The sequence below is a fragment of the Halorubellus litoreus genome, from assembly GCF_037081675.1.
Taxonomy (GTDB): Archaea; Halobacteriota; Halobacteria; order Halobacteriales; family Natrialbaceae; genus Halorubellus; species Halorubellus litoreus.
The window spans coordinates 214,044-238,232 of sequence record NZ_JAZAQL010000006.1 but is presented as its reverse complement, the minus strand read 5'-3'; the positions used below and the strand labels follow the sequence as shown (position 1 = coordinate 238,232).

22 protein-coding genes and 1 pseudogene are annotated in these 24,189 nt (G+C 70.5%); 10 read left to right on the top strand and 13 right to left on the bottom strand.

The window, feature by feature from the left end; genetic code table 11:
• Positions 1 to 310: 310 nt before the first annotated feature.
• Positions 311 to 844, bottom strand: a complete 534-nt coding sequence (locus VYJ16_RS22105) for an HIT family protein (protein ID WP_336352476.1) — start codon at positions 842 to 844, stop codon at positions 311 to 313.
• A gap of 276 nt (positions 845 to 1,120) precedes the next feature.
• On the opposite strand from VYJ16_RS22105, the gene VYJ16_RS22100 reads away from it, so the two are divergent.
• On the top strand, positions 1,121 to 1,321 hold the full coding sequence (locus tag VYJ16_RS22100; protein ID WP_323675562.1) for a DUF7835 family putative zinc beta-ribbon protein: 201 nt from the start codon (positions 1,121 to 1,123) through the stop codon (positions 1,319 to 1,321).
• Between the two features lie 290 nt (positions 1,322 to 1,611).
• Here the strand turns inward: VYJ16_RS22100 and map are convergent, their stop codons facing one another.
• A complete protein-coding gene (gene map / locus VYJ16_RS22095; protein WP_336352475.1) occupies positions 1,612 to 2,508 on the bottom strand; it encodes a type II methionyl aminopeptidase in 897 nt (298 codons plus the stop codon).
• Between the two features lie 186 nt (positions 2,509 to 2,694).
• Here map and VYJ16_RS22090 point away from each other — a divergent pair, with 186 nt between their 5' ends.
• Positions 2,695 to 3,399 carry a metallophosphoesterase gene (locus tag VYJ16_RS22090; protein WP_336352474.1) on the top strand — a complete coding sequence of 235 codons (705 nt, stop codon included), beginning with the start codon at positions 2,695 to 2,697 and terminating at the stop codon, positions 3,397 to 3,399.
• A 15-nt stretch (positions 3,400 to 3,414) separates the two neighbouring features.
• Complete coding sequence (ppk1, locus tag VYJ16_RS22085; RefSeq protein ID WP_336352473.1) at positions 3,415 to 5,877, top strand: polyphosphate kinase 1; 2,463 nt, start codon at positions 3,415 to 3,417, stop codon at positions 5,875 to 5,877.
• Between the two features lie 245 nt (positions 5,878 to 6,122).
• On the opposite strand, the gene VYJ16_RS22080 is transcribed toward ppk1, so the two are convergent.
• On the bottom strand, positions 6,123 to 6,683 hold the full coding sequence (locus VYJ16_RS22080) for a hypothetical protein (RefSeq protein WP_336352472.1): 561 nt from the start codon (positions 6,681 to 6,683) through the stop codon (positions 6,123 to 6,125).
• 66 nt (positions 6,684 to 6,749) lie between these two features.
• Positions 6,750 to 7,649, bottom strand: a complete 900-nt coding sequence (locus VYJ16_RS22075) for an isoaspartyl peptidase/L-asparaginase (protein ID WP_336352471.1) — start codon at positions 7,647 to 7,649, stop codon at positions 6,750 to 6,752.
• A 1,184-nt stretch (positions 7,650 to 8,833) separates the two neighbouring features.
• On the opposite strand from VYJ16_RS22075, the gene icd reads away from it, so the two are divergent.
• From icd to VYJ16_RS22050, 5 genes and pseudogenes are all read left to right on the top strand, one after another.
• Positions 8,834 to 10,102, top strand: a complete 1,269-nt coding sequence (icd, locus tag VYJ16_RS22070; RefSeq protein ID WP_336352470.1) for an isocitrate dehydrogenase (NADP(+)) — start codon at positions 8,834 to 8,836, stop codon at positions 10,100 to 10,102.
• Positions 10,103 to 10,259: 157 nt separating this feature from the next.
• Entirely contained in the window at positions 10,260 to 10,982 is a 723-nt protein-coding gene (locus VYJ16_RS22065; RefSeq protein ID WP_336352469.1) for a hypothetical protein, read from the top strand.
• 154 nt (positions 10,983 to 11,136) lie between these two features.
• Entirely contained in the window at positions 11,137 to 11,631 is a 495-nt protein-coding gene (locus tag VYJ16_RS22060) for a GNAT family N-acetyltransferase (RefSeq protein ID WP_336352468.1), read from the top strand.
• Positions 11,632 to 11,731: 100 nt separating this feature from the next.
• Positions 11,732 to 12,544 carry a hypothetical protein gene (locus VYJ16_RS22055; protein ID WP_336352467.1) on the top strand — a complete coding sequence of 271 codons (813 nt, stop codon included), beginning with the start codon at positions 11,732 to 11,734 and terminating at the stop codon, positions 12,542 to 12,544.
• A gap of 121 nt (positions 12,545 to 12,665) precedes the next feature.
• Positions 12,666 to 13,919, top strand: a pseudogene (locus tag VYJ16_RS22050) (PQQ-dependent sugar dehydrogenase); the annotation flags it as partial.
• 257 nt (positions 13,920 to 14,176) lie between these two features.
• Here the strand turns inward: VYJ16_RS22050 and hemA are convergent.
• Genes hemA through ahbB form a run of 3 tightly spaced genes read right to left on the bottom strand, consistent with a single transcriptional unit; the run spans position 14,177 to position 17,335 of the window.
• Positions 14,177 to 15,505: a glutamyl-tRNA reductase gene (gene hemA, locus VYJ16_RS22045; protein WP_379762992.1), complete on the bottom strand. Its 1,329-nt coding sequence runs from the start codon at positions 15,503 to 15,505 to the stop codon at positions 14,177 to 14,179.
• The gene (locus VYJ16_RS22040) at positions 15,505 to 16,155 is read right to left on the bottom strand and encodes a precorrin-2 dehydrogenase/sirohydrochlorin ferrochelatase family protein (RefSeq protein ID WP_336352465.1); all 651 of its coding nucleotides are present in this window, start codon (positions 16,153 to 16,155) and stop codon (positions 15,505 to 15,507) included. The genes hemA and VYJ16_RS22040 overlap by 1 nt, the downstream gene beginning before the upstream one ends.
• A gap of 34 nt (positions 16,156 to 16,189) precedes the next feature.
• A complete protein-coding gene (gene ahbB, locus VYJ16_RS22035) occupies positions 16,190 to 17,335 on the bottom strand; it encodes a siroheme decarboxylase subunit beta (RefSeq protein WP_336352464.1) in 1,146 nt (381 codons plus the stop codon).
• A gap of 83 nt (positions 17,336 to 17,418) precedes the next feature.
• Between ahbB and VYJ16_RS22030 the strand changes: the two genes are divergently transcribed.
• Positions 17,419 to 18,846, top strand: a complete 1,428-nt coding sequence (locus tag VYJ16_RS22030) for an outer membrane protein assembly factor BamB family protein (RefSeq protein ID WP_336352463.1) — start codon at positions 17,419 to 17,421, stop codon at positions 18,844 to 18,846.
• Between the two features lie 57 nt (positions 18,847 to 18,903).
• Here the strand turns inward: VYJ16_RS22030 and VYJ16_RS22025 are convergent, their stop codons facing one another.
• Positions 18,904 to 19,311, bottom strand: a complete 408-nt coding sequence (locus VYJ16_RS22025) for a DUF5778 family protein (RefSeq protein ID WP_336352462.1) — start codon at positions 19,309 to 19,311, stop codon at positions 18,904 to 18,906.
• Between the two features lie 240 nt (positions 19,312 to 19,551).
• The gene (locus VYJ16_RS22020; protein WP_227133609.1) at positions 19,552 to 19,746 is read right to left on the bottom strand and encodes a cold-shock protein; all 195 of its coding nucleotides are present in this window, start codon (positions 19,744 to 19,746) and stop codon (positions 19,552 to 19,554) included.
• A 230-nt stretch (positions 19,747 to 19,976) separates the two neighbouring features.
• On the opposite strand from VYJ16_RS22020, the gene uppS reads away from it, so the two are divergent.
• The gene (gene uppS / locus VYJ16_RS22015; protein ID WP_336352461.1) at positions 19,977 to 20,897 is read left to right on the top strand and encodes a polyprenyl diphosphate synthase; all 921 of its coding nucleotides are present in this window, start codon (positions 19,977 to 19,979) and stop codon (positions 20,895 to 20,897) included.
• A gap of 9 nt (positions 20,898 to 20,906) precedes the next feature.
• Here uppS and VYJ16_RS22010 read toward each other — a convergent pair whose 3' ends face one another.
• The 4 genes from VYJ16_RS22010 to VYJ16_RS21995 are packed head-to-tail and all read right to left on the bottom strand — an operon-like array spanning position 20,907 to position 24,143.
• Positions 20,907 to 21,422: a DUF7519 family protein gene (locus tag VYJ16_RS22010; protein ID WP_336352460.1), complete on the bottom strand. Its 516-nt coding sequence runs from the start codon at positions 21,420 to 21,422 to the stop codon at positions 20,907 to 20,909.
• On the bottom strand, positions 21,419 to 22,723 hold the full coding sequence (locus tag VYJ16_RS22005) for a DUF58 domain-containing protein (protein WP_336352459.1): 1,305 nt from the start codon (positions 22,721 to 22,723) through the stop codon (positions 21,419 to 21,421). Before VYJ16_RS22005 ends, VYJ16_RS22010 begins: the two co-directional genes overlap by 4 nt.
• Positions 22,720 to 23,277 carry a DUF7269 family protein gene (locus VYJ16_RS22000; RefSeq protein WP_336352458.1) on the bottom strand — a complete coding sequence of 186 codons (558 nt, stop codon included), beginning with the start codon at positions 23,275 to 23,277 and terminating at the stop codon, positions 22,720 to 22,722. The genes VYJ16_RS22005 and VYJ16_RS22000 overlap by 4 nt, the downstream gene beginning before the upstream one ends.
• Positions 23,274 to 24,143: a DUF4129 domain-containing protein gene (locus VYJ16_RS21995; RefSeq protein ID WP_336352457.1), complete on the bottom strand. Its 870-nt coding sequence runs from the start codon at positions 24,141 to 24,143 to the stop codon at positions 23,274 to 23,276. Before VYJ16_RS21995 ends, VYJ16_RS22000 begins: the two co-directional genes overlap by 4 nt.
• Positions 24,144 to 24,189: the final 46 nt, after the last annotated feature.

The following is a 24,189-nucleotide window of genomic DNA, read 5'->3' as shown; positions in this document are numbered from 1 at the left end:
CTCGCACGAGCGTACGGCGTCCGCCAGGACGCCGTTTCTGGGATTACTGCTCGCACGAGCGTACGGCGTCCGCCAGGACGCCGTTTCGGGGACGACTGCTCGCACGAGCGTACGGCGTCCGCCAGGACGCCGTTTCGGGGACGACTGCTCGCACGAGCGTACGGCGTCCGCCAGGACGCCGTTTCGGGGACGACTGCTCGCACGAGCGTACGGCGTCCGCCAGGCGGCCGTTTCTTCGGGAACTGATTGTGTGGGTGCGCTGTGAGAGTGATGTGCGAGGATGGGTTTACGTCTCGTGTAAACTTCGCGGTCAGAATTGGACGAATCCGGCGTCGGTGTCGGTCGCGCCGGTTTGCTCGCTGAAGGCGTCGTGGAGGCGGTCGTAGGTGTCGGTGACGGCTTCGACGATGACTTTGGTGTCGGCGATGACGGGCATGAAGTTGGTGTCGCCGGTCCAGCGGGGGACGACGTGGGTGTGGAGGTGGTCGTCGATGCTGCCGCCGGCGGCGCTCCCGCCGAGGTTCTCGCCGGCGTTGTAGCCGTCGGGTGCGAAGGCGGTGTCCATGGCGTCGATGGTGCGTTGTTTGAGGCGGGCGTGTGCGAGGAGTTGGTCGTCGTCGAGCGCGCGCCAGTCGCCTTCGTGCGCTTGGGGGATGACCATCGTGTGCCCTGGGTTGTAGGGGTAGTTGTTGAGCATGACGACGGCGTGGTCGTTGCGCGCGAGCACGAGGTTGTTGCGGGCGTCGTCGCGGTCGGGGAACTCGCAGAAGACGCAGTCGACGTCCGGGTTCTTGTCGTCGCGTTCCACCCATTCGATGCGCCACGGCGCGAACACCTGGTCCATATCGTTTCGAGGTGTGGCGTTGATTTGAAAGCACGGCTTCATACGTGTGGGTTTCTCGACAGTAACCATCTGGGAATCCGCTGGTAAGCATTGACAACCGATTGAAATGCTCTCCACAAACACTGGACAACCGCCTTAGAAGCGGCTTTAGACGATTTGGGACTGTCTGTGGCGTTAGAATGGTTTCATTGGCTCCTCGTCGGGTATTTTTCGCCCCCGGCCCCCGAAAACTGACGAATCGATTTATTACCAACCAGGGTAACATGTGGTTTGTAGATGGCAACGACTGACAACTCCTTCGACGGCCTGACGGAGCACTGCACCGACTGCGACACCGACACGCTGCACCAGGTGTCCGTGCAGATCCGTACTGAAAGTCTGAAGGAGGAAAATGCGGAGTTCTCGCGCGAACCCTACCGCGTGGCCGAATGCCAACGCTGTGGGTCCCGCTCGAGCCAACGCATGAACAACGCTTAGACGCACAGGTGGGCACGGGGGTGTCCAAAACAACCAACTCGCCGCCGGCACTGGGGTGACGGCGGCACGCAGATTCTTTGGGTACTACGGACCGACCAGCATACGGCCGCCTCCAGGCGGCCGTTTCTGCTGCGGATAGCACGAGCGTACGCCGATCGCCAGGTCGGCGTTTCTGCTGCGGATAGCACGAGCGTACGCCGATCGCCAGATCGGCGTTTCTGCTGCGGATAGCACGAGCGTACGGCGACCGCCAGGTCGGCGTTTCTGGTGTTGGTTCGGTTCTGACTCGGTTACCGTGAGCGGGTGGTGATCTCGCAGCCGTCTTCGGTGACGATGATGGTGTGTTCGCGTTGGCTGACGAGGCAGCCGTCTTCTTCCTTGAGGACGGGGTAGCCGTGGACGATGTCGTTCATCTTGAGGCGGCGGAGCGCCATCTCGGGGCGGGGGACGTCGAGCCAGCGGGTGGCGAACGGGAGGGTCTTGAACTCCTCGGTGATCTGGTCGAGGGCTTGGCGTGCGGAGCGGTCGCGGACGGTGGCTTCGCGTTCGAGCGAGTAGATCTCCTCTTGTTGGCCTTCGGAGACCTTCCCGGAGCCGTCGGTGGCGAACGGTTCGATGGCGACGACGTCGCCGACCTCGAGCGTCGTTCCTTGGGAGACGCCGCGGTTCGGGATGTTCGGGGCGGTGTGTTGCTCCCAGTGGCCGAGGCCGTGCCCGGTGAGGTTCACGACGGGGTTGTAGCCGTACGCGTCGATGACGTCCTCTATCTCCGCGCCGATGGTGCCGGTGTCGACGCCGGCCTCGACGACGTCGAGTGCGGCGTCGAGCGCTTCTTCGGCGGCTTCGACGAGGTCCTGGTTCCCGGAGAAGTCGACGGTGACGGCGGTGTCGGCGAGCCACCCGTCGATGTGGACGCCGATGTCGAGCTTCACCATCTCCTCGCCGACGACGCGGTCGTCGTCGGGGCCGGCGGCGCCGTGGGCGGCCTCCTCGTCGACGCTGACGTTCACGGGGAACGCGGGCGTCCCGCCGAGCTCGCGGATGCGGTCCTCGGCCCACTCGCTGATCTCGAGGTAGCTCGTTCCGACCTCCAGGCGGTCGGCGGCCTCGTCGCGGACCTGCGCGAGTATCTCGCCGGCCTCCCGGTGCTTCTCGTACTTCTCGGCGTCGAGGTCGACGTCTGTCATACCCCATCGTAGACCCGTCCGCGAGAAAGAGGTTGCGTCTCCCCAACGCGAGCCCGCGGTCGCGGTTCCGTCCGCCATTCGCACCCGCAGACCGCATGCTACTCGTTGACGAACACATTCTACATAGCTGCATAGAGCCGTCATAGCAACGCTTTACGTGCGTTCCCGTTCATATAGGTCAAGACCGTGACAGCCGACCGATTCGACTTCGACGACACCGAGGGCGCCTGGCATCGACGTATCGACCTCGACGACTGGGACGACGTCTACGTCGTCGGGGACGTGCACGGGTGCTTCGACGCGATGAAGCGCCTGCTCGCGACGCTCGAGGTCACCGACGACGACCTCGTCGTGTTCGTCGGCGACCTCGTCCGGAAGGGTCCGGACTCGAAGGCGGTCGTGCAGACCGTCCGCGAGGCGGACAACATGCTCTCCATCCGCGGGAACAACGAGGAGAAACTCCTGCGCGGCGAGAAGGAACTCGACGCGCTCTCCGCCGTCGACATGGACTACATCAAGTCGATGCCGGTCGTCATCTCGTGGGACGACGGCGTCGTCGTTCACGGCGGCATCGACCCGCGCAAGCCCCTCGCCGAGCACGACGTCGACGACGTCCAGAACACGCGCTCGCTCACCGACGACTCCTACGGTCGCCCGTTCTGGTGGGACGAGTATGCAGGTGACCGCCGCGCGTTCTTCGGGCACACAGTCCTCTCCAGCCCGGTCGTCCGCGAGCACGCCATCGGGCTCGACACCGGCTGCGTGTACGGCGGCGACCTCACCGCGTACGACGTCCGGAACGACGAGGTGGTCGCCGTCGAACTCGACCGCGACGGGCTCTCCCGGAGCGACGACTCCATCGTCGACACTCGCGAACGGGTCGTCGCCTGAGTGACTCGCTTCTCGATGCCCGACGACGACGCCAGCGAGAGCGACCGCGTCACCGGCAGCGACGATGCAAATAAATCCGGGGCCGACGAAACGACTGGCATGACTGCGGACGACGACGCTGCCACGACGACGGCCCGCTTCGAGTGCGCGTGCGGGTACGCGGCGGACAGCCGCAAGTCCCTGACGTCGCACATCGGCGGGACTGGCGGGACGAGCGAGTCCCATCACGTCGTCGTCGCGCCCGCGGACGCGGACGTCGAGTCCCTGGACGCGCCAGCGAACGACGACCCAGCGACCAGCGGTGCGCGCGCCGACGGCGACGGGTCGGTCGCACGCGCACCGGCACGCCCCATCGAAGACCCGGAGGACGTCGACCTCGACGACGACTCGCTCTACCTGAACCGCGAGCTGAGCGAGCTCGCGTTCCAGCGGCGAGTGCTCCACGAGGCCGTGGACGACCGGAACTCCATCCTGGAGCGCGCGAAGTTCCTGTCGCTGTTCACGTCGAACCTCGACGAGTTCTTCATGAAGCGCATCGGCGGCCTCAAGCAGCAGATGGACGCGGGCGTCACCGAGCTCACGCCCGACGGCCGCACGCCGCGCGAGCAGTGGCGCGAATCCATCGAGAAGGCCGAAGCGTTGTTCGAGGAGCAATCCCGGTGCTTCCACGAGGACGTCGAGCCCGCGCTCGCCGACGCCGGCATCCACGTCCTCGACCACGAGGACCTCGCCGAAGCGCAGCGCGAGTCGCTCCGCGAGTACTTCGAAGCGCAGGTCCTTCCGACGCTCACGCCGCTCACGTTCGACCCCGCGCATCCGTTCCCGTTCATCTCGAACCTCAGCCTCTCGATGGCGATCCTCACGCGGAAGTCGCCGGACGCGGACGTGAAGTTCTCCCGCGTGAAGATCCCGCAGAACCGCCCGCGGCTCGTGCGCGTCGACGACAAGGACGCCGGCGACGACCACGCGGAGTTCGTGCCCTTGGAGCAGGTGATCGGCGCGAACCTCGACCTCCTGTTCCCCGACACGCAGGTCGTCGAGTGGTCGACGTTCCGCGTGACGCGGAACGCCGAGGTCCGCCGGAACGAGGAGGTCGCCGAGGACCTCATCGACATGATCGAGGAGGTGTTGCGCGAGCGTCGGTTCGCGACCGTCGTCCGCCTCGAGCTCGCGAGTGGGACGCCCGACCGCGTCCGCGACCTCCTCGTCGAGCACCTCGACGTCGACGAACGCGAGGTGTTCGTCCGCGACCCGCCACTGGACTACCGCGACCTCATGCGACTGCACGGCCTCGACCGGCCGAACCTGAAGTACGAGGACTGGACGCCGAAACCGCACCCGCGGTTCACGCACGTCCACGAGGACGAGGACCGGACGATCTTCGACGAGGTCCGCGACGGCGACATCCTCGTCCATCATCCCTACCATTCGTTCACGGGGACCGTCCACGAGTTCATCCACGAGGCCGCCCACGACCCGGACGTCCTCGCTATCAAGGCCGCGATCTATCGGACGGCGAAGGACTCGAACGTCATCCAGAGCCTCATCGAGGCGGCCCAGAACGGGAAGGAGGTCGCGGTGATGGTCGAGTTGAAGGCGCGGTTCGACGAGGAGAACAACCTCCGGTGGGTGAACCGCCTGGAAGAGGAGGGCATTCACGTGGCGTACGGGACGCCGGGGTTGAAGACGCACACGAAGACGACGCTCGTCGTCCGCCAGGAGGACGAGGACGTCCGCCTCTACAGTCACGTCGGCACCGGGAACTATCACTCGGAGACCGCGAAGACGTACGAGGACCTCGGGCTCCTGACCGCGGACCGGGACGTCGGCCAGGACCTCGTGAAGCTGTTCAACTTCTTCACGGGGCACTCGATGCACGACGACTACCGGCGGCTCCTCATCGCGCCGACGAACATGCGCGAGCAGTTCCTCGAACGCATCCGCCACGAGACCGCGGTCGCGCGCGACGGCGGGGACGGGCGCATCGTCGCGAAGATGAATCGCCTGGAGCACCCGGAGGTCATCAGGGCGCTCTACGAGGCGTCGATGGCGGGCGTCGAGTGCAAACTGATCGTGCGAGACATCTGTCGGTTGCGCCCGGGCATCGAGGGAATCAGCGACAACATCGAGGTGCATAGCATCGTCGGGCGGTTCCTCGAGCACTCGCGCGTGTTCTACTTCGAGAACGACGACCCCGGGTTCTACATCGGGTCGGCGGACTGGATGGTGCGGAACCTCGACAACCGCGTCGAGGCGAACGCGCCCGTCGAGGACCCGCGGTTGCAGCGCGAGCTGGCGCGCGTGCTCGAACTGAACCTCGAGGACAATCGTCGTCGCTGGCGGATGCACGGCGACGGGTCGTACGAGCAGGTACGGCCCGCGGAGGGCGAGCCGGTGCGGGACCTCCACGAGCGCATGATGCGTCGCGCGGAGGCCGGCCTCGACGTGTGGGAGGGGCCGGTGACGTTGTTCGACTGACGACGACGGCGGTGCGGCCGCGTTCTTTTGCGGGCGGTGTCGTCAGTCGTCGTCGGCGATCCACGCGCAGTCCGGGCACGCGTCGACGCCCTGGACGTTGATCGTCTTCGTGCCGCACTCGGGGCAGGCCGCGCGGCGGTGCTGGGTCTGTTCGAGCATACGACCCTAGTCGCCATCGACGATGATAAAGATAGGGTACGACACGCGTCGAAAACCGGCTACGTGGCGTCGCAGTCGTGCGGTTCTCAGCGTCTCGGTGGTTCCGGCGGCGTCCCGGCTGGACGGGACCGGCGCCGTCGGTCGAGGACGGCGACGGCGACGCCCGGCCCGAGGACGGCGACCGCGAGCAGGCCCGCGACCGCGAGTTCGCGAACGGGCGAGTCCAGGAACAGGACGTTGTACCGCGCGAACCCACCGGGTGCGACGAACAGGACGCCGGCGAGTCCGAGGACGACCGGCCACGCGAGCACGACCCAACGTCGGCCGGCGCGGACGGGGGTGGCGTCGGCGCGGGCGGCGACGAGCCAGCCGACGCCGAGCGGTGCGACCGCGAGCACGAGCACCACCGCCGCGACGACGGCGGCGGCGAGGACGCCACCCAGGACCAGCAGTGCGCCGACCGCCACCGTCGTCGGGACGGCCACCAGGACCGCGGCGACGCGGTCGACGCGTACGTCGGCGACGCGTTCGGCGACGACCGCGAGCACGGCGACGACGGGCGCGGCGACCACGACCACGACACCAGTCAGGATGGCCAGAAGCGGGAACCACTCGTACACGCCCGCCAGTACGTGCGCTCGAACCATCAACCCGCCGCGGCGACGCTGCAGCCCGTCAGGAACCGACAGGGGCGGTGCGGGACGTCTCCCGGGCTACTCGACGGCGACGGCGGTCTGCATGAGTTCGGAGTTGTACGCGCTGCCGGCGTTCCCGTCGGCGTCGAGGACGATGACGCCCGCCTGCGCGCCGGTGAGTTCGGCGAACTCGTCGATGGCGAGCGCGGCGGCGTCGTCGGCGCCCCGACCGGATTCGACGTGGCGGACGGCGCGGCGCGCGAGCGTGACGCGAGCGATGTCCTCGCCGGCGCCGGTCGCGCTCGCGCCACCGGCGGGCGCGCAGTAGAAGCCGTTCCCGAGCTGGGGGACGTCGCCGACGCGCCCCGCCAGGGCGAACCAGCGACCGCCCGTCGACGTCGCCGCCGCGATGCGGTCGCCGTCGCGTGCGACCGCGCCGACGGTGTCGTGATCGGTGTGGTCGCTTCCGGATTCAGGGTCGGCGCTCGCCGCACCACCCTGCCCGAAGCGGTCGGCGAGCCACGCCAGGTGCTCGCTCGGCGACCCGCTGGGTGGGTCCGCGTTCGCGTACTTCTCGCGCGTTCGCTCGGTGAAGAGGTCGCGGTCCGTGTCGACGCCGTAGTCGTCGGCGAGCGAGACGGCGTGCTCGCCGGAGACGAGGACGTGCGGGGTCTCCTCGAGGACGACGCGCGCCGCGGAGACGGCGTGCTCGACGCCGGGCATCGAGCACGCGGCGCCCGCGTCGCGGTCGCTCGTCATGACGCCGGCGTCGGTGCGGACGACGCCGTCGGACTGGACGGCACCGCCGATACCGGCGTTGAACCGCGGCGACGATTCGAGAACGTGGAGGGCCGCTTCGACCGCGTCCAGCGGTGTCGACGCGGTCGCGCCGTCGTTCGCGGCGTCGTCGAGGATCGCCTGTCGGCTCTCGGGTTCGTCCGGTGCACTCCCAGCGCCGCCGTGCACGATGACCTGCATGGCTTGGGACGCGGCCCCCCGCCGCTTAACGCTTGCCGACCTGCGCCATGGGCTGTCGTTCTCGACCGCGCCGGTCCCGTCCCGCCACGGCCCGGCCGTGCCGCCGCCCCCATGGTAATTGGCCCCAAAGTACTTGTGGTGTGGTAACTCTTGACTAAGACGTGATGCGGACAATACGCTTGCGACGACCGTGACGTCGTCCGCGCGACCACGACGCAGCGGGCGGCACCCACGAACGCACCGACGACCGCCGACCAACGGGCCTCCGACACGCGATGCCCGCGGTGAACTGCCTGCACCGCGGCCACTCGAACCGCACCCGAACCGGCGCTGACGCGATTCCCGCGGCGAATCACCTGCGCCGCGGCCGCCCGAACCGAACGCGAACCATCTCGAATCGACCGCGAACCGAACGCGAACCAACATCGTTCACGCCCGCGGTGGACTGCCTGCACCGCGGTCGCCCGCACCGAACGCAACGAACGCAACGAACGCCCGCACCGAACGCAACGAACGCCCGCACCGAACGCAACGAACGCCCGCACCGAACGCATCGATCACTCGAAACTCGACGCGACCCCCGCGGTGGACTGCCCGCACCGCGGCCGACCCGCACCGACCACGACCGCCCCACGACGGAGACGCAGACGTCGTGGCCGACCACGCACGCACCGAGCTGTCGCGGCGCAGGCCACGCCGCGACCGACCGGCACCGACTCACGAACACGCACCGCGAATCAACCGGCACCACACGCACACCAACTTCCTGCTGTCGCCGACGGACCCCTCGCAGCAGCCTCGCCGCGCCGACCCGGTCGCTACCGTCACCGTCGCTCGCCGAACCCGTCGTCGTGCGCCGACCACGTCGCCACGCCGAGTACGTGTCGCCGCGTCGATCCCGTCGCCGTCGCGCCGAATTCCCTGTCGTCACGTTGACTCCGTCGCCGTCGCGCCGAATCCGCCGTCCTCCTCGTGCTGTTCGTCGTCGCACCGTTCGTCGCTGACCACGTAGTCGCGGCCCTCACGTGTTCGCGCGAGTCGGCACGCGGCCAGCGGCACCGCGAACGCGATGGCAAAACTTTCCTCCCGACCACACCGAGAACGGCCGCGAACACGCCGACGTCGCGGGTCTCGCAGCCAAATGATAGCCCTTTTAGGCGGGTATTCCGACCAACTAGGCGAGTATGAGTCACGAGTACGAGAAGGTCGACGTGCCGTCGGACGGCGAGGCGATCGAAGTTGTCGACGAGGACGCTGACGAGCTGGACGTCCCCGAGAACCCCATCATCCCCATCATTCACGGGGACGGCATCGGGAAGGACGTCGGACCGGCCGCCCAGAAGGTCCTCACCGCTGCCGCCGAGGCGACCGGCCGAGACATCTCCTGGATGCGCGTCTACGCCGGCGAATCCGCTCGCGAGAAGTACGACGAGAACCTCCCCGAGGACACCGTCGAAGCGATCAAGGAGTTCAAGGTCGCCATCAAGGGGCCGCTGACGACGCCGGTCGGCGCCGGCTTCCGCTCGCTCAACGTCGCGCTCCGGAAGACCCTCGACCTCTACGCGAACGTCCGCCCCACCTACCACCTCGACGGCGTCCCGTCCCCAGTCAAGGACCCCGGCGAGATGGACATGGTTACATTCCGAGAGAACACGGAGGACGTCTACGCCGGTATCGAGTGGGAAGCAGGCACCGACGAGGTCCAGGAGGTCAAGCAGTTCGTGGAGGGCGAGATGGGCTTCGACAATACCATCCACGAGGGCCCGGTCGGCATCGGCGTCAAACCCATCACCGAGTACGGCACCAAGCGGTTGGTCCGTGAGGCCATCGATTACGCCATCGAGGAGGACCGCGACTCCGTCACGCTGGTCCACAAGGGCAACATCATGAAGTTCACCGAGGGCGCGTTCCGCGACTGGGGCTACGAGGTTGCCGAGGAGGAGTACGGTGAGGACATCATCACCGAAGACGAGCTGTGGGAGGAGTACGACGGCGAACAACCCGCGGGGACGATCGTCGTCAACGACCGTATCGCCGACAACATGCTCCAGCAGCTGCTGACTCGGACGAGCGAGTACGACGTCATCGCGACGATGAACCTGAATGGGGACTACATGTCCGACGCCGCCGGCGCCCAGATTGGTGGCCTCGGCATCGCCCCCGGCGCGAACTTCGGTACCACACGCTGTCTCGCCGAACCGGTTCACGGGTCGGCGCCCAAGTACGCCGGTGAGGACAAGGTCAACCCGACCGCGATGATCCTCTCGGGCCGCCTGATGCTCGAGTATATGGGCTGGAAGGACGCTGGCACGCTCGTCCGGGACGCCGTCGAGGAGACCATCTCTTCCGGAAAGGTCACGTACGACCTGGAGCGGCAGATCGAGGGCGGCGAGAAGCTCGCTACCAGCGAGTTCGCCGACGAAGTCGTGAACAATATCGAAAAGCTCTCGTAGAGCGGTTCTCGCGGCGACGCGGTCGCGGTTCTTCTCTCCGTTTCTTCGCCGTCGAGAGCCGCTGGTTCGTGCGAGGTGCCGCTCGAACCGGCCGCCTGTGGTCGACGGCGCGTTGAGTCCGGTAGCGGTTTGGGCGAGCGGTCGTTCTGTGTGAGTGATGGACGACGCGGCCGACGCTGGCGGGTTCGAGTGGCGCTGCGAGCACTGCGGGGAGCGGACGCCCAAGCACAATCCGCCGTGTTCGAACTGCGGGGGGATGTCGCTGGAGAAGGTGCCGTTGGACGGCGAGCGCGACGTGCGTGAGGCGGAGTCGCTTCTGGGGACGTCGCGGCGTGCGCTCGTCGGGTACGGCGTCGCTGGCGCGGTTGCGGTGTTCGGTGGCGGGTACCTGTTGTACGAGGAGTACACGCCGCCGGCGATTCCGGATGCGCCGGGAAGCGCGGAGCGCGCGGGCGGTATCTCGCTCGTGACGGTCGAGGACGCGATCCTGGCTGGCGTGAACGCCGAGCGCGACGCTCCCCTCGCTGCCGACGGTCGCGTCGTGGACGCGGCGCGGTACGCGACCGCGTACACGGTCACGACCGGCGAGGACGGGAGTGCGCGCGAGCTGTTCGGGCGACTCCGGGACTTCCGGCTCGGCCGATTCCAGTTCGTTCGACGGATCTTCACGGGCGGCGAGGGCGAGCGCGCCATCGAGGGGTTCGCGGACGCCGACGCGGTCGCGGACGCCTTCCTCCGGAACCTCCTCGGCGACGACGAGGTGCGCGAGTTCCTGACGAGCGAGCGCTTCGAGCACGGGAGCGCGGACGTCCACGTCGCGCCGAACGGCGACGTGTACGCGTCGGTCGTCGTCGCGAGCGGCGGGACGGGCGTGCTCTGAATCGACAGCTATGGAACGGGCGTGCTCTGAATCGACAGCTATGGAACGGGCGTGCTCTGAATCGACAGCTATGGCACGGGCGTGCTTTGACTGACTGGACCGTCACCGCCTGGGGAACGAAACGCCTTCGACGGTCGTCCGCGTCGACTCGTGTATGACCGACGTACGTGCAGCGGTTGCGGCGGGGGCCGACGAGCGCGAGGACGCGTTCGCGGTGCGGCGCGTGGTGTTCGTGGACGAGCAGGACGTCGACGAGAGCCTGGAGTGGGACGACTGGGACGACGACCCGGCGACGACGCACGTCGTCGCGTACGACCGCGACCCGACGCGGGACGCCGCGCTCGCGGTCGCGGACGGCGTGCGCCCCGTGGGAGCGGCGCGACTCCGGCCGAAGGACCGCGACGAGGCGCGCGTGGGGAAGGTCGAGCGGGTCGCCGTCCTCGAATCGTACCGCGGGACCGGCGTCGGGCGCGCGCTGATGGACGTCCTCGAGACCGAGGGCCGCGACCGCGGGTTCGAGTCGTTCCTCCTGCACTCCCAGACGCAGGCGGCGGGATTCTACGAGCGACTCGGCTACGAGCGCTTCGGCGACGAGTTCGACGAGGCCGGCATCCCGCACGTGAAGATGCGGAAGGACGCTACTGACTGACTGATTGTCGTCCACACCCCGCGACGGCGGGGGCTCGGACTGAATCTCGGGCCGCGACGGAGGGAGGAGACTTACGCCGGTCGGGTGCGAAGCCGAGCGCGTGCCGTCTCGACGCGCCCTCCTCCAGGCCGTGGCGGCGAGCGCGCCAGCGTTCGCCCAGCCGGGAACCGACTCCACGACGACGAACGCGGACGCGCCGGCGAGTCCCCTGTCCGTCGGTACGGTCGTGCATCGCGTCCCCTCGATTCCGGACCGCACCTTCCGCCGGGTGGTGCGGGCGGTCGACCGCGGCGTCGAACAGGTCGCGCGGAACGCGGACCGGGAACTCGACCGCGAGGTCACGTTCGACGTCGCCGCGGGCGGAACCGCGCCCCGGGGGACGGTGGTGACGAACACGCGCGACGCGGTCTGGGAGTCGACCGCGGACTGGCTCGACGCCGAGGGCCGCCGCGACCCCGACGCGCTCCACCTCATGCTCGTCGACGAACCCCTCCAGCAGTCCATCGGGTACGGCGGGAACCGCACGCACCTCAAGAACGGCGGGCCGGTGTCGTACGCGAACGTCGGCGCGACCGAGCAGTGGGACGACGCGGCGGTCACGGACAACATGGCGGTCCACGAGGTCCTCCACGGGCTCGTGACGCCGTTCGACGCGCGACCGATAATCGGTCGCGGCTGCGAGCACGACCTCGGCGCGGTCGTTCCGGCGGGCGACGGCCGCGGCGCCATCGTGACGCCGCTCGCGACCGCGTACGCGGAGACGACGGTCGGCGGCGAGACCCAGTGGCCGGGCTCCGGCTGCCTCGGGCGGTTCTCGCGGGACGTCCGCTACGACCCAGACTGGTGGGGGCACACGTACGCGCTCTCGGAGGCGACCCTCGCCGCGACCGCGCGCTACCTCGGCCGCATCTGACCGCTCGCCGCCGGCGAGCGCCCCACTCGCGTCGCGCCACGACGCCCTCGCTCGCGGTGCCTACCTCGATGCCTTCGCCGCCTCGCACGACACTAAGTAGCACGCGTCCCTAGCGGGCTGTATGTCCCTCCCGCGCAGGCGCGACGTGCTCGCGAGCGTCGGTGCGAGCGCGAGCGCGCTCGCCGGCTGTCTCGACCTCGACCTCGGCGGTACCGACGGCGGCGACGCGGACGCAATCGTCTCGCTCGAGACGGTAGCCGACGGGTTCGCGGCCCCGGTCGCGGTCTCGTTCCGCCCCGGCGACGACCGTCCGTACGTCGTCGACCAGCCCGGGCGCGCGTACCGCGTCGACGACGACGGCCCCACGGCGGTCGCGGACCTCCGCGACCGCATGGTCTCCATCGGTGGCGGGTACACCGAGCAGGGCTTCCTGGGGCTCGAATTCCACCCCGACGGGTCTCGTGCGTACGTCCGGTACAGCGCCCCGCGCCGCAGCGGGACGCCGGAGAACTACTCGCACACGTTCGTCCTCGACGAGGTCCCCGTCACCGGCGACGGCGCGCTCGCGGTCGACGACGAACGCACGCTCCTCGAGATACCGCAACCGCAGGGGAATCACAACGCCGGCGACCTCGCGTTCGGCCCCGACGACCACCTCTACGTTGCGGTCGGCGACGGCGGCGGGAGCGGCGACCGCGGCACCGGGCACGTCGACGACTGGTACGACGCGAACGCCGGCGGGAACGGCCAGGACGTCACCGAGAACCTGCTGGGGAGCATCCTCCGCATCGACCCGGACTCGCGGACCGACGGGAAACCGTACGGGATACCCGACGACAACCCGCTCGTCGGCCGCGACGCGCTCGCCGAGCAGTACGCGTGGGGCCTCCGGAACCCGTGGCGGCTCTCCTTCGACGACGACCGACTCGTCGCCGCGGACGTCGGCCAGAACCGCTGGGAGGAGGTGAACGTCATCGAGGCGGGCGCCAATTACGGGTGGAACGTCCGCGAGGGCCGGCACTGTTACGACGCCGACGACTGCCCGACGGAGACGCCCGACGGCGACCCGCTCGTCGACCCCGTCCTCGAGTACAGTCACGACGTCGGCATCGCGGTCGTCGGCGGCCACGTCTACCGCGGGAGCGCGGTCCCCGCGCTCGACGGAAAGTACGTGTTCGCGGACTGGCGCCAGCGGCTCTTCCTCGCCGACCCCAGCGGCGACGACTGGACGCGCGAGGACCTCGCGGTCGCCCCCGGCGGCGGCATCGAGCGGTTCGTGCTCGCGTTCGGCCGCGACCACGACGGCGAACTCTACGTCGCCACCGACGGCAACAGCGGCCCCGGCGGCTCGAGCGGCCGACTCTCGAAGTTCGCGCCAGCCGACGCCGCCGACCGCGACCCCACGGACACCACCGCGTCGGTCGCGAGCAGCGTCACGACCGCGCTCTCCGGCACCCCGCCCGCGCCGACGACCGGCGACGGCGGCGGCAGCGGGAGCGGCGGCCAGGGGAACGGCGCCACCCCCGGATTCGGCGTCCTCGCGGCGTTCGCCGGCCTCGGCGGGGCCGCCGCTCGACGACTCAGGCGTCACTGAGAACGAACCACGCACCGTCACCGAACCGCCCCGTCGATTCAGTCGTCGTCCGTGAACGCGCCGAGCGGCGACTCGCTCGCCGTCCCGTCGTCGCTCTCCGCGAGCATCGCCGCGACCGCCGGCGGCATGCCCTCGGCCTCGAAGTCCGGGTCGAACAACTGCAGTGCGGTGTTGATCGTCGACCAGTCGTCCTCCGCGGCCGCGTCCCGGAGGCTCTTCGTCGGCGCCGACAGGAGCTGGGAGACGAGCGCGTCAGCCATCGACTCCACGACCGCTGCCTCCTCGTCGTCCAGGTCGAGCTTCGACAACGCCGTCTCGACCTCGCGAGCCTTCATGCGTTCGGCGGACTCGTACATCGCCGCGATGACCTCGTCCGCGCGCTGGCGCTTGAACTGCTCGAGGAGGTTCGCGAGCTCCGCGTCCACGATGCGCTCGACGGCCGCGGCGGCCTCCCGGCGGTTCTCGCGGGTCTCCTCGGTGACGTCCTCGAGCGCGTCCAGGTCGTACACCGTCACCGACTCGATGTCGCCCGCCGCCGGGTCGACGTCCCGGGGTTGCGCGAGGTCGACGACCGTCACGTCGCCCGCGTCCGCGAGTGCGCTCGCGTCCACGACGAGGTCGTCGCTCGACGTCGCCGACAAGACCACGTCCACGCGAGAGACGACCGTGTCGACCGCCGACAGCGGCACGGGCTCGGTCGGCACGTCCAGTTCGTCGACGACGTGCTCGGCGTTCGCGACCGTTCGGTTCGCGACGACGAGCCGGCCGACGCCGCGGTCCGCGAGCGCCCGCGCCGCCAGCAGCCCCATCTCGCCGGCGCCGACGACCAGCGCGGTCGCGCCCTCCAGTTCGCGCTCCGCGGCGACGCGCTCGGCCGCCGCCGACCCGAGCGAGACGACGCCCTCGTTCACGTCCGTCTCCGTCCGCGCACGCTCGCCGACGTGCACTGCCTTCAGGACCGCGTCCTCCAGGACGTCCGAAGCCGTCCCGACCTGCTGAGCGGTCTCCAGGGCGTCCCGGACCTGCCCGAGCACCTGGTCCTCGCCGAGGACGAGCGAATCCAGGCCCGACGCAACCCGCAGGAGGTGTTCGAGGCTCTCCTCGTGGCCCATCTCGATGCGCGCCTCGTCGCTCGCGTCAGCGCCGTACTCCGCGAGCGCCGCCTTCCCCGTGCCGACGTCGCCCGTCACGACGTACGCTTCCGCCCGGTTGCACGTCTGGAGGACGAACGCCTCCTCGACGCCGTCGGTCGCCGCGAGCGTCCCGAGCACCGCAGCGGGCTCGCGCGTACTCGCCGCGGCGACGTCGTCGACGCTCCCGGTGCTGTGAGTGACGCGAACGCCCGTGATGACGCCTGTATCCTTCATTATTTGACGAGTTCGGGTGCGACGTCCGCGAGGACGTCGTCAATCAGTTGTCGTGGCTTGGCGTTACCGGTACGTAAAGTTGTCCAAACGTCCGGCGACCGCACGACGGCACGTACCACATCCCGACGCCGCTCGGGGTCGACGCCGCGACCCTGGAGGTCGTCCCGCAGCGCGCCCGTGAGCTCGGCCATCGCGCCCGCACCAGCGATGTCGTCCTCGATGCGCTCCCGGAGGTACTTCGAGAGCGCGGGACTGGCGCCGCCGGTCGCGACGGAGACGACCACGGGGTCGTCCCGGACCGTCGCCGGCACGACGACGCTCCCGGGGTCGCGCTCGCCGTGCGTGTCCGTTCGATTCACGAGCACGTCGCGCGCGCTGGCCTCGCTCTCGACGCGCGCGTTCACCGCCGCGTCGTCGGTCGCCGCCACCGCCAGCGCCGGGTCGACGCGGTCGAACCACCCGGGGACGTCGTCGGGCACGACCTCGCTCCGGACGCGCTCGGCGCCACCGAAGTCCGCGTCCGCGAACCCCGGCGACACCACGACGACGTCGGCCTCGGTCGCGAACCGCCGCGCCTTCCGCGCACCCACCGACCCACCGCCGACGACGAGCACGCGTTCCCCCGTGAAGTCGTGGTAGAGCGGTATCATCGACGCACCTCCTGCGAGCGCGGTCTCATCGTCGTCACCTCGACGCGTCCGTCGGTGCCGTCTCCTCGTCGTTCGACGCGTCGGCGTCGGTGGCGTCGGCGTTGGTGACTTCGGCGTCGGTGTTCGCGTCCGCGCGCTCGTCCAGCCGGATACCGGTCTTCTTCAGGATGCGCGTCGAGAACAACGTGTCCCAGTCGTCGTCCTCGACGTCCCAGTACTCGCTCATGACGTCGCGGACCTGCTCGACGCGCTCGGCGCTCTCTTCCTCGCTGCGTCCGTGGGTCATCGCGAAGAAGTTGTACGGCCACACGCCCTCGTGACGCGGCCGCTCGTAGCAGTGCGTGACGAAATCGAGACTCGCGACCGCGGGCCCGACCTCGTCGACGAGGTCGTCCGGGACGTCCCACACCGTCATCCCGTTCTCCGTGTACCCGAGCGCGTAGTGGTTCGGCACCACGCCAACGCGTCGGATCTTCCCCTCGACCTCGAACCGACGGAGCGTCTCCAGCACCCACTCGACCTCGGCGCCGAGCGCGTCCGCGACGTCGCGATACGGCGTCGACGTTACTGGTAGTCCTCCTTGCACTTCGAGCACGAGGTCGCGCTCCTCGGGCGTCAACGTCGACCGCCCCGACGGCGCCGGACTCGGCCCCAGACTGGACAGGTCGACGTCGCCCTCGGGAACGGGGCCGTCGACGAGGAACTTCGCCTCCACGCGGAACTCCGTCTGCTTCGGGAGGTTGTACGTCTCCTGGCCGGTCTCGTCCTCGATGGCCGCGAGCACCTCGTCGACGCGCTCGGGGTCCGCCACGCTCACGACGAACCACACGTTCAAGTGCGGATGCTCGCGCTCGTAGTTGTGCGCGACCTCCCGATGCGCGTTCACCGCCTCCACGACCTCCTCGAACCGCTCCTCGGGCGCGTGCATCGCGACGAGCGTCGCCGCCCCACCGATCTCCTGTGCATTGACGAGCGGCCCGAACCGCGACAGCACCCCTTCGTCGTCGAGCGTCCGCACGCGCTCCAGTAACCCGTCACCGTCGATGTCGATGGCGCGCTCGCGCAACGCCGCCGCCGCCGACTCGAACGGCCGCTCCACGACGGGGAACCCGCCCTGGAACGCGTTCACGACCGCCCGGTCCACGTCGTCCAGCTCGTAATCGACGTCTCCCCGTCCCATTTGCTAGGCGCTCGGGTCCGCGAGCGTATAAGGAACGCGGGTCTTCCGAGACCGTGAAAACCCGGCCCTCGTCGCCCCCTGCCGTGCCGCAGGGACAAGATACGTACCGCTGGCGGGAGACGGGCGACGCGATGCCCTCCACTAGTTCGCCCGCGACCTCGCGCAGACGCGTCCTCCGGTCGCTGGCGGGTGCCACCGCCGTCGCGGCCGGTGGCGCGACCGCCGGCTGTCTCGACGCGTTCCGCTCGCCGCTCCCGCGAAGCGACCTCGCGTGGCCGGGATTCATGGGCGGCCCGCAACGGGCGGGGTGGCGCGCGAGCACGAGCGGTCCCGAGGACGCGCCCGGGTCCGTCGACGCCTACCCGTTCGAGAGCACGGTCGAGGCGCCGTACCTCCTGTTCCCGGCGGTCGCGGACGGCGTCGCGTACGCCGCGCGCGCCGTCGAGAGCGACGCGTACGCGGAGAACGACGTCGTCCCGCCGAGTTCGGGGGACCGCCTCGAGGTGCTCGCCGTCGACCTCGACCGCTCCCGCGTCCGCTGGCGGACGCGCGTCGACGTCGGCAGCGGGTACGGCGTCGACCCGCCGCTCGCGGTCGCCGTCACCGACGGCGCCGTCGTCGCCGGCTGTCTCGAGGAGGTCGCGGTACTCGACCGCGACACCGGCGACGTGCGGTGGACGCGCGACCGCGTCGCGCCGATGCCGACCGTTCGCGACGGTCTCGTGCTCACGTTCGGCGTCCGCGACGCCAGCGAACCCGTCCTCACGAGCCACGACCTCGACACCGGGGCAGTCGAGTGGACCGCTGACCGCGGCGTCCTCCCCGGGAACCGCACCGACGTCCGTCCGCCTGTCGCGAGCGTCGACGCCGACCGCGTCTACGCCGCGTCCCGCTCGAAGGTCGCGGCGATAGAGCGCGGGACCGGCGAGCGCGCGTGGCTGCACGACCTCGACGGCTATGGCGGGGTCGTCCGCCAGTTCGCGCCCGCGGTCCGCGGCGACCGCGTCTACGTCGTCCAGAGCCGCCCCGACGCGGGCGACCAGTTCCTCGAGGGCCTGCGGAGCCGGGTCGTGGCGCTCGACGCCGAGACCGGCGCGGTCGTCTGGAGCCAACAGATCGGGGACGGCGTCGAGCGGTTCGCGACCACGAACCCCGTCGTCGGCCCCGAACTCGTCGTCGTCGCCGAGAGCGACCCGCCGACCCGCGGCGACGCCGCCGCGGACGTCTCGAGCACGCTGTGGGCGTTCGACCGCGACACCGGCGACGAGCGCTGGCGGACGCGCGCCCCCGGCCGCCTCAGCGGGCGCACGCTCGCCGACGGCTCGACCGTCTACGTCACCGGCGACGGCGACGGGGACGCGTCGACCGAGGAACGCGCGCTGTACGCGTTCGACGCCGCGGGCGGCGATCTCGCGTGGCGCGTCGGCACCGACGGGCCCGAACTCGCCGCGCTCGGTGCCGGCGCGGTGTTCTCGACGTCGTCGGACGCGACGCTCCGACGGCTGCACTGAACCGGGACGCGCCGCTCGCCGGACGGTCGCGAGTGGAATCGAGAAGGCGCCGGCCCCTTACTCGTCGCCGCGGACGCCCGTCGCGTCGAACCCGAGGTCCTCGATGCCGGCGACGATGGCGTCGTGGTCGGCCTCGGCGAGATAGTACATGACGATGTCGAAGCTCCCCTGGCGGAGGAGCTGCTGGCACTCCCACACGAACTCCTCGTCGTCGATGGTGAGGCCCTGGTGCTGGTTCGAGGAGAAGTTCGGGTCGTCGTTCCCGCTCTCGACGTAGACGTCGTTCGGGTCGTGCCCGCTGTGTTCGGCGATGACGTCCGCGGCGTCGAGCGTCGCCTGCATCATCTGGACGTCCGCCTGCCCGTCGAACTCGGTGTGGACGACGACGCCGTTCAGGTCCACGTCGCCCGGTTCCAGTAGCGCCTTCGTCCGCCGATAGAGGTCGTCGTCGAGCGTCTCACTCATACCGTCACGCTTCTCGACCGCCGAGTAAACGTGTCACGATTCCGCGCCGCCGCGACGGAACGGACGCGGACGTCCCGGTCGCCACCGACGCCAACGCCGCGGCTATCGACCGTGAGGACCGGGACGCCCGGCGAGCGCGAGGCGCTCGGGGCGTCGAAAATAACCGTAGTCCGCTTCGCGAGAGGAGACGAGATTACCGCCGCCGCCCGGAACCGCTACCGCAACTGGTGGTGAACCGACTTAGAGGCGCTCGAGGTTCTCGGCGCGCGGGCCCTTGTCGGCCTGCACGATGTCGAACTCGACCTCCTGCCCCTCCTCGAGGTCCGGACCGCCGATGTCTTCCATGTGGAAGAACACGTCCTCGTCGGATTCGTCAGTATCGATGAAACCGTAGCCACCAGTGTCGTTGAAGAAGTCAACCTCGCCTTTCGCCATTGCAGTCGAACGGAGCACGGCCTGGCATATAAATTTGTCCGATAGCGCGCGACCGGCTGTTTCGGGCGGGAGACGCCGGTAAGGGGTCGTTCCGGGCGGTCGCACGGGCCTCGATGGCGGGGCAACCCCGTGATTCGAATCAAAGGCGGCCTTGCGAGGCGGTGGCAGGGCCGGGCGGCGTCGGCTGCAAGCAGAAGACACATATCCGCGGTCGAATAGGATGCTACTAGATGCGAGGGTGGCTTCGCGAACGCGTTCGAGCGGGATACGAGCACCTGCTCCGCCGTGAGATATCGGGGTCGCCGACGCACGTCGCCGTCATCCAGGACGGGAACCGTCGGTACGCCCGACAACGCGGCGGTGACGCGCCGGACGGGCATCGGGCTGGCGCGCAGACGACCGAGGACGTCCTGTCGTGGTGCCAGGACCTCGGCGTCGAGGAGCTGACGCTGTACGCGTTCTCGACGGAGAACTTCGACCGCCCCGACGAGGAACTCGAGCCGTTGTTCGACCTGCTCGCGGAGAAACTCCGCGAGTTCGCGGACGCGGAGAGCGTCCACGACAACGAGGTGTGCGTGCGCGTCATCGGCGACCACGGGATGCTCCCCGAGCGCGTGCGGTCGGCGGCGCGGTACGCCGAGGAGCGGACGCGCGAGTACGACCGGTTCGTGTTGAACGTCGCGCTCGCGTACGGCGGCCGGAACGAACTCCTGCACGCCGCGCGTGGCGTCGTCGACGACGTCGCCGCTGGCGAGCTCGATGCGAGCGACGTGGACGTCGCGACCGTCGAGGACCGCCTCTACGACTGTCCGGTGCGGGACGTCGACCTCATCATCCGCACCGGCGGGGACGAGCGGACGTCGAACTTCCTGCCGTGGCACGCGAACGGGAACGAGGCGGCGGTGTTCTTCTGCGCGCCGTACTGGCCGGAGTTCTCGAAGGTGGACTTCCTGCGCGCGATCAGGACGTACGAGAACCGCGAGCAGTCCTGGCGGCGGACGAGGGCTCGCCGGGCGCTCGCGCTCGTTCGCGCGTTCGGGAACGCGGAACTGGAGGAGGCGCGGCAGGTCGTCGACCGGTTCCGTGACGCGCTCCCGCGACGCGAGCGCGCGGACGCGGAGGACGTCGCGACGACCGAGCCCGCGGACTGATCCGTTCTTTCAATCGCGCAGTGAGAGTGCGACGAGGACGCCGCCGGCGAGCGCGAGCGCCGCGCCGCCGGGGGTCGCGGTCGTCGGAACCGTCGCCAGAAGCGTTGCGGCGAGTGCGGCGACGGTGCAGACGCTGAGCGTCCACGCGGTCCGGCGCGCTTCGAGCGCCCACGTCACGGTGTCTGGGGCGTGTGCGTGGAGGGAGACGGTTCGTTCGCCGGCGTCGTACGCGACGACGACGAGGACGGTGCCGGCGAGGACGGCGACGTCGCCGAGCCCGGTGAGGGTGCCTGCGAGCGTCGCGGCCAGCAAGGTGAGCGAGCCACCGCGGCGCGCCAGCGGGCGGTCCTGGAGGACGCCGGTGGCGTGTGCGACCGCGCCGACGGCGGCGACGACGGTCGTCCACGCGGCGGTGGCGGCTATCGCGACCGCGAGCGCGTCTGCGCCGACCGCGAGTACCCCGCCCGGGCGCGTCGCGATCGCTCCCGGTGGTATGCCGGCAGCCGTGGGGTCGTCGCGAGTCACGTCGTCCACCCTGAGCGGTCGAATGCGGTCGCGAGCGGTTCGTCGCCCCAGTCGACGACGGTGATTCCGCGTCGACGCAGTGCGCGGAGGCGCGCGCGGCGTTCGAGCGCGGCGAGGCGCCCGCCGGCGTCGGTGCGCGCGGTCGGGTCGGGACTGCAGACGCCGACGTCGTGGCCGGCGGCGGCGAGGTGCGTCGCGGCGTCGACGACCGCGTCGTCGCACGCGGGCGTGCAGAGACACACTTGTGCATTCCGAGGGAGGCGCGCGCGGACGCCGGCGGCGAGGTCGCGCCCGTCAGCGTCGAGCGGTTCGGGCGCACCGGCGACGCCGGGGACGGCGTCGAGGAACGCACGCAGGCGGTGGGCGTGCTCGCGGCCGACGCCCGGGTCGAGCGTCGGGTACTCGGGTGCGAGCGCGACGACGCCGACGTGCGCGAGGTCGAACCCACCGACGATGCGACGCGCCGCCGTGACCCCGCGGCGGATGGCGCTCTCGGCGGTCTCCGCGTCCTCGGCGTCCGCGGCGGCTGCGAGGTGCGCTCGCTCGCGGGCGTCGACGAGGAGCATCACGGTCGGCGCGCGTCGCTCGCGGTACCTGACGGTCGCGAGGTCGCCGGTGCGGGCGTACCGCCGCCAGTCGACGCGCGCCGCCGGGTCGCCGCGGCGGTACTCGCGGAGCGAGTCGAACGAGATGCCGTCGCCGGCGTCGTCGCTCGGGCGACGACCGGGGCGGCCGCTCGCGGGCGGGGCGACGGTGACCGCCTCCACGTCTGGCAGCGGTGCGGTCGACGCGACCGTCGTCTCGTCGACGGTGACGCGGCCAGTGACCGCGACGCTCCCGGTCGCGTCGTGGACCGCGACGAACGGGTCGTCGAACGCGTGCTCGCCTGCGGGGACCGCGACCTCGTACGTCGCCGTCGCCGATTCGTCGGGTGCGAGTGCGGCGGCGAGCGCGCGACTGCCGTCGACGACGTCGACGCCGTCTGGCGGTGCGTCGACGACGCGGACGTCGGCGAGGCGCGCGTCGCCCGCGTTCCTCGCCGCGAACTCGACCGTCGCCGTCTCGCCTGGGGCCGGGTCCGGCGGACGGACGACGCGGTCGACGACGACGTCCGGTTCGGGCGGTTCGCTGGCGCGTCCGAGCGCGGGGACGACCGCGACGACGACCGCGGCGACCAGGAGGACGGGCGTGCCGGCGAGCGCGCCGAGCGCGGCGACGACCGCGGCCACCGCGAGCGCCCCCCGGTATCGGCCGGTCCGGGTCGCGTCGAGTCCAGCACCGAGTCCAGCGCCGTCGGTCATGCGTCGCCCTCCACGCGGTCGAGTTCGGCGAGCGCCCGGCGGACGCGTCTGGCGTACGGCGGGTCGCCCGACCGGAGCGCCGCGAACTGGTCGCGCGCCGACAGCGGCGGTATCGGGCCGTCGACGAAGCACGCCGCCGCCGTCGGGTCGTCGGTCCACGCACCCGAGGCGAGCTGGTCCCTGGCAGTCGATGCGTCGACGTCGCGTTTCGCGACGAGGACGTCCACCGCGAGCGACTCCAGGCGGTCGTGGAGTTCCCGCCGGCCGTCGTCGGCGTCCGCGCGTCGCCCGACCACGCGCAGGTCGGCTATCGCCCGCGCCGCCGCCGCACCGGGACGCCGCGGCCGCGACCGTTCGGGCGGCGCGGCGCGTTCGGGCGAGTCGTCGTCGGTTGCGTCCCGGTAGAGCGTGACGCCGGCGACGACGACCGCGAGCACCGCGACCGCGAGGAACCCGTACGCACCGCCCGGGAGGACGGGACCGACGACGCCCGCGAGGCGCGCCACGCCGACCGCGACGCAGGCCGCACCCACCGCGAACAGCGCCCGGTTCACGCGTCACCACCGCCGCGCTCGCGACCGTCGCCGTTCGACGCGTCGTCCGCCACTCCCGCGTCCTCGACCGCTCGCGCGGCGAGCGACCGTGCACGCTCGGCCTCGCGGTCCGAGTCGGCGTCGCCGTAGCGGACGCGTTCGAACAACTCGGTGAGTCGCGCGAACGCGCTCGCGTCGACGCCGTCGTCGCTGGCGGCGCGGACGAACTCGCGGGGCGTCCGCGCACCGGGCGCCGGCGTCGTCACCGACGCGACGACGCGCTGCCACGCACGAGTCACCTCGTCCGACGCGTCCCGGCTCGCCGGATGCACGTCCACGTCACGCGGCCGCGCTCCAGGCTCGCCGCCGCGGCCGGCGTCGTCGTCGGTGGCGTCCGCCGGGCGCCGCTCGCCGTCGTCGCGACCGAACGCCAGCCAGACGCCCGCGGTCACGGCCAGCGCGAGCACGACCGCGAGCGCGACGCCGAGCGGGCCACCGACCGCGGTCGCCGTCGCATCCCCAACCACCGATAGCAGCCCGCTCACCGCCGCGGGCCGGAGCCACGCGTCGCTCGCCGCCGCGACCGCGACCACGCCCGCCGCGACCGCGATGGTGCGGCGGTGCCGTGGCGCGAGCGCGTACCCGACCGCGAACGCCAGCGCGACGACCGCCGCGAGCAACCGGTCGCGCGTCGCACTCGACACCGGATTCTCGACCGACTCCTCGACGCCGGCGTCGCGTACCGCCCCACCTGCGGCCGAGGTGTCGCCCGACCCGTCACCACTGGTCGGCGCGGGCGCCCCGCCGGAGGACGGCAGCGACCCGGCGGCGAGACCGAACGCCACCACGAGGAGGACCGCACCGAGGACCGTCCGCGTCCGAAGCATACCTCGTCGTTCGTCAACCAGCACCCTAAACCACCCCCGGTGTTTT